Source organism: Pseudonocardia sp. ICBG601 (assembly GCF_020496245.1).
The window spans coordinates 1215315-1228399 of the sequence record NZ_JAHLJA010000148.1 but is presented as its reverse complement, the minus strand read 5'-3'; the positions used below and the strand labels follow the sequence as shown (position 1 = coordinate 1228399).

Sequence of the window (13085 nt, the reverse complement as noted above, 5' to 3'; positions counted from 1 at the left end):
GTGGAACCGCGCCGGTGACAACGACGGCTACTGCGGCGAGTGACCGGGCACGTCTGCTCGCGGGCCGAGGGCGTCGGCCAGCCGCTCCGCCGTCGCCCGGACCAGCTCGCGCAGCTCCTCCGGCCCCTCGACGACGAACGGAACCGGCAGCCCCGCCAGCAGCGCGGGCACCCAGTCCAGCGAGTCGGCGCGCAGGGTGACCCGCGCCCACCCCCCGGGATCCGCGAGGTCCTCGGCGAGGGCCAGCCCGGCGGGGAACATCGCGGTGACCTCCGCGGCCATCCCCCGCACGCGCAGCACCACCTCGTGCCGCCACGGGGTGCGGGCCAGCGATTCCAGGACGTGGGCGGCGGGGTCCAGGTCGGGCGGGGCATCGAAGGAGCCGACGAGCGCCGTGGCGTCCGTGACCCGGTCCAGCCGGAAGGTCCGCAGCTCACCGACGGCGGTGTCGGTGGCGGACAGGTACCACCGCCCCCGGTGGACGACGACGCCGTGCGGATGCACCGTGCGCCGGCTGCGGTCGCCGTCGGCGCGGGTGTAGGTCAGTGCCACCGGGCGGCGCTCCGCGGTCGCGGTGGCCGCGGTGAGCAGGACCTCGGCCGCCGGGGCGCCGACCGGCCCGGCGGGTGCCGTGACCTGCAGGTCTGCGAGAAGGGCATCGACCCGGTGGACCAGCGCGGCGGGCAGCACGCGGCGCAGCTTCGCGGCCGCGCCGTCCGCGGCGCCGCCACCCGCGACGTCGTCGGACACGGCCGGGGGCAGCAGCCCGGCCCGCCGGGCGGCCACGAGGCCCAGCATGACCGCGACGGCCTCCCCGTCGGTGAGCATCAGCGGCGGCATCCGGTAGCCGGGCGCGAGGCGGACGCCCCCGTGCCTGCCGCGCACCGACTCCACCGGCACACCCAGGTCCTGCAGGTGCGCCAGGTAGCGACGCAGGGTGCGTTCGTCGACGTCGAGGCGTTCGGCGAGGTCGCCGACCCGGCGCAGCCGCGGTCCCGCCTGCAGCAGCTCGAGCAGGGCCAGGACCCGGGCGGTGGGACGTGTCACACGTCCATCGTCCCCCATAACCGGGCGGATCCTGACCGGTTACCGTCCTAACGTCCCGGCCATGACGACATCGACGACCGCGAGCCTGGTCTCCGTCCGCTTGATCACCGACGACGTGGCCGCCCTCGCCCGGTTCTACGAGCGGGTCACCGGGACACTCGCACACTGGTCCACACCGGACTTCGCCGAGGTGGCGACGCCGGCGGGCACCCTCGCCCTCGGCAGCACCCGCACGGTCGCGCTGTTCTCGGCCGGCTCGGCGCGCCCGGCGGACAACCACACGGCGATCATCGAGTTCCTCGTCGCCGACGTCGACGCCGAGTACGAGCGGCTGCGCGCCACGGTGGACGACGTCGTCCAGGAGCCGACGACCATGCCGTGGGGCAACCGGTCGCTGCTGCTGCGCGACCCCGACGGGAACCTGGTCAACCTGTTCACACCGATCGACCCGGAGGCCAGGACGACGTTCGCGGCCGACCACACGGAATGACCGCGGCCGCGCCGGGGTTCGGACCGTCCGTACCGTCACCGGACAGTGGAGGCGAGCCCGTCGTGACCGACGCGATCCTGCAGCGCAACAAGGACAACGTCCGAGCGTTCTACGACCTCATGTTCAACCGGTGCCGACCGGCCGAGGCCCTCGACCGCTACGCCGGGCAGACCTACATCCAGCACAACGTCCACGTTGCGGACGGCAAGCAGGCCTTCGTCGACTACTTCGAGCGGATGGCCGAGGAGTACCCGGGCAAGCACGTGCGGTTCGTCCGCGCGATCGCCGAGGACGACCTGGTGGTACTGCACTGCCACCAGACGTGGCCGGGCGGTGACGACTACGCTGGCATCGACATCTTCCGCGTCGACGACGACGGCAGGGTCGTCGAGCACTGGGACGTCCTGCAGGTCGTTCCCGCCACCTCGGCGAACGACAACGGCATGTTCTGACCGGGCCCCGCAGGAGTCATGTGGTCGACGGCCGGATGCAGCAGACCGCGCCGGGCGGCCGGAACCGACGCCGACGCCCTCGTCGCGCAGAGCCTCGCGCGCCGAGACTGTCAGAGCCTCCTGCAACCATCCCGCCATGGACGACCAAAAGAGCGACCTGCTCCGTTACCTCGACGAGGCTCGCGACGCCGTCGTGTGGAAGCTCGACGGGCTCGACGAGTACACCGCCCGCCGCCCCGGAACGCCCACGGGGACGAACCTGCTCGGTCTGGTCAAGCACCTGACGAGCTGCGAACTGGTGTACTTCGCCCGTACCTTCGACCGACCGTCCGCGGACCTGTCCTACCTCGACACGTTCGACGCGTGGGAGAACGAGGACATGTGGGCCGGCGCCGACGAGGACCGCGAGGAACTCGTCGCCCGCTATCGCCGGGTCTGCGCCCACTCGAACAGCATCGTCACCGAGCTGCCGCTCGACGCCCCGGGTCGGGTACCCCACTGGCCCCAGGAGCGTGCCGAGACCACGCTGCACCATGTCGTCGTCCGCATGCTCGGGGAGACGAACCGGCACGCGGGGCAGGCGGACGTCATTCGTGAGGGCTTCGACGGGGCGGCCGGGCATCGAGAGGGTTTGTCGTCGCTACCGTCCGAGGACCGCGAATGGTGGACGCAGTACGTCGGCCGGATCGAGTCGGCCGCGCGTGAGGCGTCCCGGTAGGCGCTGGGAGCGCTTGGGGTGAGTCCCGCCCGTTGGCCGTGACCTGCAGCGCGTTCACCCAGTGACTGTGGGCCCCCGGGGGATCGAACCCCGAACCCGCGGATTAAAAGTCCGCTGCTCTGCCGATTGAGCTAGAGGCCCCTGACCGCCCCCGGACACGCCGGGTGTGGCCCACCACCGGATACCCCCGGCCGGTCGCGGCGAACCAGATCTGCACTTTACCGTCTGCAACCACCGATGCCGTCGTCGCGACGCCGTCACCGTGTCGGGTGTCGCAGAACGAGACACCATGGCCGGGGTGGATCCCCTGCCCCGGAAGGGATCCCGGCAGCCGTCGGACGCGGCACCGCCCCGGAGGCTCCGGGAGGCGGCTACCCAGGGCTCGGAAACCGACGGTAGCCACCACACGAACCGGTGGAACGTCCCGTCGCGTCCGCTTTCGCGGTGCCCACCCCGGCGCGGGCCGTGATCATCGTTCTCATGATCCACACGCGTTCCCTCGCCTCGATCGCCCTGCTCGGAGCCACCACGGTCGCCCTGACCGCCTGCGGTGGCGAGCAGTCGCGGACCGCGGTGACCGAGGTGACCGCGACCGTCGCCCGGGGCGGGGACGGGCCCGCGTTCACCTACGACCCGAAGCTCGTCCCGGTCGGGGCGACCGTCGCGGTCACCGACGCCGAGCAGGACGGCTCGACCGTCACCACCCTCCGGGTCACCGGGCTGCTGCCGAACCGGACCTATGGGGCGCACGCGCACGCGAAGCCCTGCACCGCGGCCTCCGGCGCCGACGCGGGCCCGCACTACCAGTTCTCCGAGGACCCGGTGACGCCGAGCGTCGACCCGTCCTACGCGAACCCGATGAACGAGATCTGGCTCGACGTCACCACCGACGCGAACGGCGCGGGCGAGTCGACCGCCACCGTCCCGTGGGTCTTCCCGGACGACCGGCGCGCGGAGTCCGTCGTCCTCCACCAGAAGCCGACCGCCACCCACGCCGGGCACGCCGGCACCGCGGGTGGACGCCCCGGCTGCATCACCGTCGGCTTCTGAGCGACGCCCAGGTCGGCGCCGTCACGCGGGCCTGGGACACTGGTGGGCGTGACCGTGTTGGACAGCGTCCGCGACGCGCGGACGGACACCCCCGCCCGCCGTGACCGCGTGCTGCCGCCGTTGCGCATCGGCCCGTTCGAGGTCGACACCCCCGTGGTGCTCGCGCCGATGGCCGGCATCACCAACCCCGGGTTCCGCCGCCTGTGCCGTGAGCAGGGCGCCGGCTACTACGTCTGCGAGATGATCACCGCCCGCGGGCTGGTCGAGAAGAACCCGCTGACGTTCCGCATGATCGCCTTCGACGCGGACGAGCACCCCCGCTCGATGCAGCTCTACGGCGTCGACCCGGTGTCCATGCAGCGGGCCGCGGAGATGATCGTCGAGCGGGACCTGGCCGACCACATCGACATGAACTTCGGCTGCCCGGTCCCGAAGGTCACCCGTCGTGGCGGCGGGGCGGCGCTGCCGTTCAAGCGGGAGCTGTTCCGCCGGATCGTGCGCGCCGCCGTCACCGGCGCCGGGGACCGCCCGGTCACGGTGAAGATGCGCATCGGCATCGACGACGAGCACCCGACCCACCTCGAGGCCGCGCGGATCGCCGTCGACGAGGGTGCCGTCGCCGTCGCGCTGCACGCGCGGACCGCCGCCCAGCGCTACTCCGGCACCGCGGACTGGTCCGAGATCGCCCGGCTGCGCGAGGCCGTCCCGTCGCACATCCCGGTGCTGGGCAACGGCGACATCTTCTCCGCGCAGGACGCCCTGGACATGGTCGCCCGGACCGGGTGCGACGGCGTCGTGGTCGGCCGGGGCTGCCTGGGCCGCCCGTGGCTGTTCGGGGACCTGGAGGCGGCGTTCGCCGGGCGCGAGCTGCCGGCCGCGCCGAACCTCGGTCAGGTCGCCGCGACGCTGCGCCGGCACGCCGTGCTGCTCTGCGAGCACATGGGCGACCACAAGGGCATCCGCGACGTGCGCAAGCACATCGCCTGGTACCTCAAGGGCTTCCCGGTCGGCCCGGAGCTGCGGCGCAGCCTCGGGATGGTGGAGTCGATCGATCACCTCGACGAGCTGCTGTCCGGGCTGGACCCGGACGAGCCGTTCCCGGCCGACGCCGACGGGCCGCGCGGGCGCCAGGGGTCACCCGGTCGCGTCGTGCTGCCCGAGCACTGGCTCGACGACCCGGACGACCCGTCGATCCCCTTCGGGGCGGACGTGGAGCACTCCGGAGGTTGATCACGGCGACCCCGGGGCGAACACGCGTTACCCCGACCCGGGGGAACCAGGGCGCCGAACGGGTGCCGACGCCCCGTACGCCTCAAGCGTCCCGGGGGTGTCACCGATGAACAGTCCCAGTGGCCGAACGGCTCGACGACGGGGAGGTGGACCATGACCGACACCGCATGGACGGTGCGCAGGCTCGTGCGGTCCGCACGCCGTGTCGACCCGTCGCCGCCCGTTCCCGGGCCCGACACCCCGGGCGACGACGTCGCCCCCGCCTCCCCCGCGGCCCGCGCGGCCCTGCACACCGCGGCCGCCGAGCGGCTCGCCGAGCACCGTCGCTACGAGCAGGCCTACCTGCACCTGCGCGAGGCCGTCCGGCTCCTGCACGGCCTCAGCGCGCCCAGCCCGGCCGACGAGCTCGACCGGCTCCGCCGCGAGCACGCCGAGGCCCGTGAGCAGAGCCGCCGCGACAGCCTGACGGCGTCGTACAACCGCCGGTACCTCGACGAGCGGCTGATCGACCTGCTCGCCGCGGGAACGGACCTGCCGGTCTGCCTGGCGCTGGCCGACATCGACCACTTCAAGCTGGTCAACGACACCCACGGGCACCCGTTCGGGGACCGGGTCCTGCAGCGGATGGTCCTGGAGCTGGGCCGGGCCCTGCCGCCCGGCGCGTTCTGCGCCCGCTACGGCGGCGAGGAGTTCGCGCTGGTGCTGCCCGGGCTGACGGCCGAGGAGGGCGTCGCGGCCTGCGAGACCGCCCGCGAGAACGTCGCCGCGCACGACTGGAGCGACCTGCACCCGGACCTGCGGATGACGATCAGCATCGGCGTCGCCCGGTCCCGTCCCGGCGACGACGACGTCGAGGCCCTCGTCACCGAGGCCGACGTGCTCCTCTACACGGCCAAGCAGGCGGGCCGGAACGCCGTCGCCCACCGCGACGCCGACGGCCGGGTGAGCCTCGCCGGTGCGGCAGCCGGACGCAGGTCGATCCCCCAACCGGAGCAGGGCGCGTCGCGCCCCGCGCCACCCGCGTCGGCCCGGGCCGAATAAGATCCTCCGTGCGGTCCCCGCGACCGCACGATCCCGGAAGGGCGCGCTCCCCCGACGCCGCGCCCGTCACGCGCTTCCGCTCCGGCGGTCGCGACGAGGAGGCCCGGTGCAGGACGGCGACGACGAGGTGCGCCGGTCCCGGCGTACGCGTCGGCGCCCGGACGACGCGGGCCCGCCCGCGCCCCCCGCACCGCAGAGCCCTCCCGGGGCGCAGGTCCCGCCGTCCGGAGCGCACCCGTCGGGCCCGCAGGGGCGCCCCGGCGCGCACCCGTCCGGGCCGCAGCCCCGTCCCGGCTCCGGGACCCACCCGTCCGGGCCGCAGCAGCGCCCCGCCACCGGGACCCACCCCTCCGGCCCGCAGCCGCGCCCCGCGTCCGGATCCCAGCCCGCGGGGCCGCAGCCGGAGAGCGGCGCGCACCCGTCGCAGCCGCAGCCGCGGCCCGCCGACGCCCCGCCGCCGGGGCCCGCCGACGCCCCGCCGCCGGGGCCGGTCCCCCCGACCGGTGTGCGACGCGTGCGCGGCGGCCCCGTACCCCGCCGTCCCGGTGAGCCGCCGGCACCGCAGCGTCCGCGCCCACGCGACGGTGACCCGTCGCGGACCACCCCGGTGCCGCCCGCGGGCGGCACCGCCCGTCCGGCGTCACCGGGTGGCCCCGGTGCCCGGCCCGCCCGCACCCCCGGGGAGACCCCGGCGACCGCGCGCGCCGCCACCCCGGCCACCGGAGCAGGCCCCGGCACCGGGGCCACCCCGGCGCCCCGGGGCGGCCGTACCCCCGGGACCACACCGACCACCGCTGCCCGCCCGGCCGCGGACACCGGGGCGGGCGCGGCCGCCGCAGCCCACCCGGACACCCGGGCCCCCCGGAGCACCGGCGCCACCCGGAACACAGCGGACGCCGGGAACACCGGAGCCGGCCGGAACACGGGCGACGCCGGAGCCACCCGGAGCGGTGGGACCGACGGCGACACGGAGACCGGGGCGGGCGCGGCGCCGTCGCGGCCCGACCGCCGCGGCGCCGCGGACTCCCGCGTCACCGAGGTCTTCGACGCACTGGTGCCGCGCCGCCGTCGTCGTCGCTATCGGGACGACCCGCCCGTCGAGGACACCACCACGGCCGAGGAGGTCGCGGAGCCGGAACCGGCCGACACCCCGCCACCGGCCCGGCTAGACCCCCGCGCCCGCGCGCTGCGGATCGGCGCTGCGGCGGCCGCGGTGCTCGTCCTGGCCACCACCGCGTTCGGGTTCGCCGGGCGCAGCGAGGTGCACGACGGCGTCCGCGACGTCGCCGCCCTCGCCCCGGACACCGACGCGATCCTCGACGCCGACGCCCAGGCGAGCGACCGCAACGTCCTGGTGCTGGGCCTGCAGGCCGACCGCGCGGGCACCGCGGAGTCCGCGCGCACCGACACGGCGGTGCTGGTCCACCAGCCCGCGGGCGGCGGCCCGGCCGTCACCCTGTCGATCCCCGCGACGCTGGAGGTGTCCCGGCCGCCGTGCCGGCGATTCGACGCCGCCACCGGCACCTACGGCGACACCGTGCCCGCGGAGTCCCGCACCGCCTTCGCCACCGCCTACGACGTCGGCGGCCCGGCCTGCAGCGTCGGCGTCGTCCAGCAGCTGACCGGCATGCCGATGAGCGGCTTCGTCGCGCTCGACCTGGCCGGTACCCCGCAGCTCGTGGACGCCGTCGGCGGGATCGAGGTCTGCACCGAGCGTCCGGTCGTGGACCCGGTGCTCGGCCCGGTCGTGGAGGGCTCGGGCACCGTGGAGCTCGACGGGCCCACCGCGGTCCGGTTCGCCTCCGCCGCGGGCACCGCGGACAGCTCCCCGGCCAACCGGGTCCGGCGCCAGCAGCGGGTGCTCGCCGCCGCGCTCGGCGACGCGCTCTCGACCACCTCGCTGCTGACCCCGGGTGCGCCGGGCCGCTCCGCGGCCGGGGTGTCCTCGGCGCTGTCGGCGGACGGCGTCGACGCCGGCGAGATCCTCACCCTCGCCCGCGGGCTCGCCCGGTCCGGCGCCGCGGGCGACGCCGACACCCCGGTGTTCCTGTCCGTCCCGGTCACCGAGACCCCGAACACGCGGGGCCAGCTGGAGCTGCGCCGCTCCGAGGCACGCACCCTGTTCTCCGCGCTGCGCGAGCACGAGCCGCTGCCCGAGAGCGCGACCGCGCCGGCCTCCCGGTCCGCGGCCGCCCCGGCGCCGGGCACCGTCGTGAACCTGGTCGACGCGACCGGGCGTCCCGGCGCGGCCGACCGGATCGCCGCGGACCTGCGCGAACGCGGCTACGAGATCGGCACCGTCACGCCCGGCCCGGCCGCACCCGGCGCGCAGGTCCGCTACTCCCCCGACAACACCGACGCCGCGGGCACGCTCGTGGAGGCGCTGCCCGGCGCCCGGCCCGTCCCGGACCCGACCGGGAGCCGGGTGCTGGAGCTCGTCGTCGGGGCCGGAGACGCGGCCCCGGTGCAGGCCGTCCCCTCCGACGACGCCGACTGCGGCTGAATCGCCCATATCCCCCGAACGGGGGATGTCGTCCAGCGTTCACGGCGGGTTCACCCGCTGCGGCTGAACGTTCCCGCCCGGGGGCCTAGGCTCGGGACATGCGCGACACCTATCAGGAGCAGCTGGACGAGCTGGCCTCCGGCCTGGCGGACATGTGCGACGACGTCGCACGTGCCATGGCGCGCGCCACGACAGCGCTGCTCGAGGCCGACCTCCAGCTCGCCGAGCAGGTCATCTCCGAGGACATCAAGATCGACGACGTCCGTGCCGCCGCGGAGCACCGGGCCTTCGGCCTGCTCGCCCTGCAGGCGCCGGTCGCGACCGACCTGCGGGTCGTCGTCGCCGCGATCCACGGTGCGGGCGACATCGAGCGCATGGGCGACCTCGCCCTGCACGTCGCCCAGGCCGCCCGCCGCAGGCACCCGCAGAGCGTGCTGCCCGACGAGGTGAAGTCCTACTTCGCCGAGATGGGCCGGGTCGGCGTGGAGCTCGCGGAGAAGGCCGGGCGCGTCATCCGCACCCGTGACCTGGACGCGGCGAACGAGCTCGAGGCCGACGACGACGCCGTCGACGACATCCACCAGCACATGTTCACCGTGCTGATGGACCGCAACTGGACCCACGGGGTGTCCGCCGCGGTCGACGTCGCCCTGCTCGCGCGCTTCTACGAGCGGTACGCCGACCACGCCGTCGCCGTCGCTCGCCGGATCGTGTACGTCGTCACCGGTCAGATGCCCGGTCCGCTCGCCGTCTGAGAGCGTCGTTGCCCCGTTCGACGTAGTCGATACACCCCGCTCGGCGAACGGTCGACCGATCGAGTTTGACGGTGAGACGCCGGGGGCACGTCTGCTGCATGGAACACGCGGGCTGCGTCGTCACCGAGGTCGTCGGCACCTCGGACGAGAGCGTCGAGGCTGCGATCCGGGACGGCATGAGCCGCGCCGGACACGCCCTCGAGTGGTTCGAGGTGACCGGGGTCCGGTCGACCGTCCTCGGCTCCACCGAGCGCTTCCGGGTCGGTCTGCGCGTCGGCCTGCGGGCCCGCGCCGCCTGACCCCGGCGTTCACCGAGCGTTCACCGGTCCCGGGCCGAAGCCGTCACGGACTCCGATCTAAGGTCGTCGCCATGCGCAGGGAGACGCTCGACGACAACCTGACGCAGCTCCAGTCCATGCTCGACGAGATGGGTCCGCTCGTCGCCTCCGCGTTCCGCGACGCGTCCGAGGCGCTCCTGTGCGACCGCCCCCGGCTCGCCGAGCAGGTCGTCTCCCGCGACCCCGTCATCGACGGCCACCGCGACGCGATCGAGCTGCTCGCCGTCGAGACCATGAACATCCACCAGCCGATGGTCGCGCCGCTGCGCTCGGTGATCACCGCCCTGCGGTGCGCCCAGCAGCTGGAGCGGATGGGTGACCTGGCCCGGCACGTCGCCGCCACCGTCGTGCGCAACGGGGACCGTGTGGTGCTCGCCGAGCAGGCCCGCCCGCTGTTCCGCGACTACGGCGCCCGGGTCGCGGCCATGGGGGACAAGGCCGTCGAGGTGCTCCGCACCCACAACGTCGTCCTCGCGGCCGAGCTGCGCGACGACGACGACGTCGTCGACGCCCTGCACCGCGAGGTCTTCGAGCTGATGTTCGGCCCGGAGTGGACCGCGGGGGTGCCGGCCGCCGTCGACGCCGCGCTGCTGGCCCGTTTCCACGAGCGCTACGCCGACCACTGCGTGCACCTGGCCGACCACGTCGTCTACGCCGTCACCGGCGGCACCGTGGACGAGCTGCCCGCGCTCTGAGGTTCACTCCCCGGACGGCCCGGCGACGACCACGCTCGTCCCGACCCAGGGCCCGCTCCACCACATGATCGGCCCCAGACCGGTGCGGGTGACGGTCGCCGACGGCCGTCGCACGCGGATCCGCTCGGCGTAGCGCGCGGTCCTCCCGAGGTCCGCGACGACGAGACGGCCGTCCGGACGCAGCACCCGGCACATCTCGTCGACGGCCCGGTCGCGGTCCTCGGGCCGGGGGAGGTTGTGCACGGCGAGCGAGGACACGACGAGGTCGAACGACGCGTCCGGGAACGGGAGGTCGCGCATGTCCGCGGTGTGCAGCTCCACCCGCTCGGCCACCCCCGCGGCCTCGAGGTTCGCGCGCGTCGTCGCCGGGTCGTTGCCCGACTGGTCCCCGCGCCGCCACAGGTCGACGCCGGCCACACGGCCGCGGGGCACCCGCCGGGCCACCGCGACCGTCACCGCGCCGCGACCACAGCCGACGTCGAGCACGCGGGCGTCCTCGGCGATCGCGGCGCGGTCGAGCAGCCGCTCCCAGGCCACGAACTTGCCGCGTCGCGTGGTGTGCAGGTAGATCCCGGCGCCGAGCAGGAAGAAGGCCGCAGTGATCCGCCACCACGGCCCGAACAGGACCGCCGGCACCGCGGCGACGACGGCTCCGGCCAGGTACCCGGCCGGGACGTAGGGGGCGTCGATCCCGAAGTCGGGGCGCCTCACGGCGGACCCGTCGGCACGGTCGGTCTCCACGGTCCGATCCTGGCCCCGCGGCGAAGGACGACAACGGCATGGTGATCCGCCTCACAACGACGACGGCCCCGACCCCCTCGCGGGGCCGGGGCCGTGTCGTACGGCGGAGCCGATCAGCCGAAGCGACCGGACACGTAGTCCTCGGTCGCCTTCTGCTTCGGCTGGGAGAAGATCGTCTTGGTCTCGTCGAGCTCGACCAGCTTGCCGGGCTTGCCGGTGCCCTCGATGTTGAAGAAGCCGGTGAAGTCGCTGACCCGCGCCGCCTGCTGCATGTTGTGGGTCACGATGACGATCGTGTAGTCGTTCTTCAGCTCGTTGATCAGGTCCTCGATCGCGAGCGTGGAGATCGGGTCCAGCGCCGAGCAGGGCTCGTCCATCAGCAGGACGTCCGGGCGCACCGCGATCGCGCGGGCGATGCAGAGCCGCTGCTGCTGACCACCGGAGAGGCCCGAGCCGGGCTTGTCGAGCCGGTCCTTGACCTCGTTCCAGAGGTTGGCGCCGCGCAGCGACCGCTCCACGGTGTCGTCGAACTCGGACTTCGACGCCCGCTTGTTGTTCAGCTTCATGCCCGCGATGACGTTGTCGTAGATCGACATCGTCGGGAACGGGTTGGGCCGCTGGAAGACCATGCCGATCTGGCGGCGGACGCCGACCGGGTCGACGTTGGCGCCGTAGAGGTCCTGGCCGTCGAGCTCGAGCTTCCCCTCGACGCGGGCGCCGGGGATGTTCTCGTGCATCCGGTTGATCGACCGCAGGAAGGTCGACTTGCCGCAGCCGGACGGGCCGATGAGGGCCGTCACGGTCTTCGGCTTGATCGTCATGTTGACGCCCTCGACGGCGAGGAACGACCCGTAGTAGATGTTCAGGTCCTTGGCTTCGACACTCTTGCCCATGTCGCGGATTCCTTATCGGGTCTTCGGGGCGAAAATGCGGGAGATGATGCGGGCGACGATGTTCAGCACCATGACGACGAGCATCAGGACCAGCGCGGCGGTCCAGGCCCGGTCGAGGAACGCCTCGCGCGGGATGCCGGGAACGGCGTAGGAGTAGTAGGAGAACACCGGCAGCGTGGCCATCGGCCCCGAGAACGGGTTCAGGTTGACGCCGAGCGCCAGGCCCGTGGTGACCAGCAGCGGGGCGGTCTCACCGATGACGCGGGCGACGGCGAGCATGACGCCGGTCGCGATACCGCCGGCCGTCGTGGGGATGACGACCTTGAGGATCGTCCGCCACTTCGGCACACCGAGCGCGTACGCGGCCTCGCGCAGCTCGTTCGGGACGATCTTGAGCATCTCCTCGGTGGAGCGCACCACGATCGGGATCATGAGGACCGTCAGGGCGACCGCACCGGCGAAGCCGAACCGCACCGCCGGACCGACGAACAGCGCGAACAGCGCGAACGCGAACAGACCGGCGACGATCGACGGGATACCCGTCATGACGTCGACGAAGAACGTGATCGCCCGCGCCAGCCGCGACCGGTTGCCGTACTCGACCAGGTAGATCGCGGTCAGCACACCCACCGGGATCGACATGACCGCGGCGAGCGCCGTGATGATCAGAGTGCCCTGGATGGCGTGCAGCGCACCGCCGCCGACCCCGACGACGCCGCGCATCGAGCTGTCGAAGAACGTCGGGTCGAACCGCGCCCAGCCGTTCGACACGACCGTCCACAGCACCGACACCAGCGGGACCATCGCGAGCAGGAACGCGCCCGTGACGGTCGCCGTCACCAGCCGGTCGGCGGCCTTGCGACCGCCCTCCACCGCCCGGGACACCGCGTAGGTGGCGACCAGGTACACGACCACGGTCAGGAAGACCCACAGCCCGATGGAGAAGCCACCCGCCAGGGCCGTCACACCGGCGGCCACCACGGCCGATCCGGCGACCAGGGCCCACGGGGACCAGCTCGGGAGGGAGCCCTTGCGACGCGGCAGAGCCGTCGTCGCGGCCGGGGCCTGCAGCGTGCTTCCGGTCACGGTCGCCTCGGTGTCGGTGCGGTTTCGTTCGGTCCCGGTGGACATG

At 74.0% G+C, this 13085-nt stretch carries 14 protein-coding genes and 1 tRNA gene; 10 read left to right on the top strand and 5 right to left on the bottom strand.

All coding sequences use genetic code 11. The annotated features are described in order from the left end of the window. Positions 1-27: 27 nt before the first annotated feature. Positions 28-1047 carry a YafY family protein gene (locus KPL57_RS35100; RefSeq protein ID WP_226354862.1) on the bottom strand — a complete coding sequence of 340 codons (1020 nt, stop codon included), beginning with the start codon at positions 1045-1047 and terminating at the stop codon, positions 28-30. A gap of 61 nt (positions 1048-1108) precedes the next feature. Between KPL57_RS35100 and KPL57_RS35095 the strand changes: the two genes are divergently transcribed. From KPL57_RS35095 to KPL57_RS35085, 3 genes are all read left to right on the top strand, one after another. Next, positions 1109-1537: a VOC family protein gene (locus KPL57_RS35095; RefSeq protein ID WP_226354861.1), complete on the top strand. Its 429-nt coding sequence runs from the start codon at positions 1109-1111 to the stop codon at positions 1535-1537. Between the two features lie 62 nt (positions 1538-1599). Further along, on the top strand, positions 1600-1989 hold the full coding sequence (locus KPL57_RS35090; protein ID WP_226354860.1) for a nuclear transport factor 2 family protein: 390 nt from the start codon (positions 1600-1602) through the stop codon (positions 1987-1989). A 136-nt stretch (positions 1990-2125) separates the two neighbouring features. Further along, complete coding sequence (locus tag KPL57_RS35085) at positions 2126-2707, top strand: DinB family protein (protein ID WP_226354859.1); 582 nt, start codon at positions 2126-2128, stop codon at positions 2705-2707. 68 nt (positions 2708-2775) lie between these two features. Here KPL57_RS35085 and KPL57_RS35080 read toward each other — a convergent pair. Beyond that, positions 2776-2848 (bottom strand) — tRNA-Lys (locus KPL57_RS35080). A 339-nt stretch (positions 2849-3187) separates the two neighbouring features. Here KPL57_RS35080 and KPL57_RS35075 point away from each other — a divergent pair. From KPL57_RS35075 to KPL57_RS35045, 7 genes are all read left to right on the top strand, one after another. Next, the gene (locus KPL57_RS35075) at positions 3188-3757 is read left to right on the top strand and encodes a superoxide dismutase (protein ID WP_226354858.1); all 570 of its coding nucleotides are present in this window, start codon (positions 3188-3190) and stop codon (positions 3755-3757) included. Between the two features lie 108 nt (positions 3758-3865). Then, a complete protein-coding gene (dusB, locus tag KPL57_RS35070; protein WP_308253104.1) occupies positions 3866-4987 on the top strand; it encodes a tRNA dihydrouridine synthase DusB in 1122 nt (373 codons plus the stop codon). A gap of 153 nt (positions 4988-5140) precedes the next feature. Next, on the top strand, positions 5141-6028 hold the full coding sequence (locus tag KPL57_RS35065; RefSeq protein WP_226354856.1) for a GGDEF domain-containing protein: 888 nt from the start codon (positions 5141-5143) through the stop codon (positions 6026-6028). 106 nt (positions 6029-6134) lie between these two features. Continuing rightward, the gene (locus KPL57_RS70550; protein ID WP_226354855.1) at positions 6135-8531 is read left to right on the top strand and encodes an LCP family protein; all 2397 of its coding nucleotides are present in this window, start codon (positions 6135-6137) and stop codon (positions 8529-8531) included. Between the two features lie 98 nt (positions 8532-8629). Then, entirely contained in the window at positions 8630-9286 is a 657-nt protein-coding gene (gene phoU, locus KPL57_RS35055) for a phosphate signaling complex protein PhoU (protein WP_020626048.1), read from the top strand. A gap of 98 nt (positions 9287-9384) precedes the next feature. Next, positions 9385-9585 (top strand): dodecin domain-containing protein, encoded by a 201-nt coding sequence (locus tag KPL57_RS35050; protein WP_100879374.1) that lies wholly within the window; start codon positions 9385-9387, stop codon positions 9583-9585. A 71-nt stretch (positions 9586-9656) separates the two neighbouring features. Continuing rightward, complete coding sequence (locus tag KPL57_RS35045) at positions 9657-10319, top strand: PhoU domain-containing protein (RefSeq protein WP_226354854.1); 663 nt, start codon at positions 9657-9659, stop codon at positions 10317-10319. Positions 10320-10322: 3 nt separating this feature from the next. On the opposite strand, the gene KPL57_RS35040 is transcribed toward KPL57_RS35045, so the two are convergent. The 3 genes from KPL57_RS35040 to pstA all read right to left on the bottom strand — a co-directional run bounded on the left by KPL57_RS35040 (position 10323) and on the right by pstA (position 13084). Continuing rightward, entirely contained in the window at positions 10323-11060 is a 738-nt protein-coding gene (locus tag KPL57_RS35040; protein WP_226354853.1) for a class I SAM-dependent methyltransferase, read from the bottom strand. 113 nt (positions 11061-11173) lie between these two features. After that, positions 11174-11953 carry a phosphate ABC transporter ATP-binding protein PstB gene (gene pstB, locus KPL57_RS35035; protein ID WP_226354852.1) on the bottom strand — a complete coding sequence of 260 codons (780 nt, stop codon included), beginning with the start codon at positions 11951-11953 and terminating at the stop codon, positions 11174-11176. Positions 11954-11965: 12 nt separating this feature from the next. Beyond that, on the bottom strand, positions 11966-13084 hold the full coding sequence (pstA, locus tag KPL57_RS35030) for a phosphate ABC transporter permease PstA (RefSeq protein ID WP_255655120.1): 1119 nt from the start codon (positions 13082-13084) through the stop codon (positions 11966-11968). Position 13085: the final 1 nt, after the last annotated feature.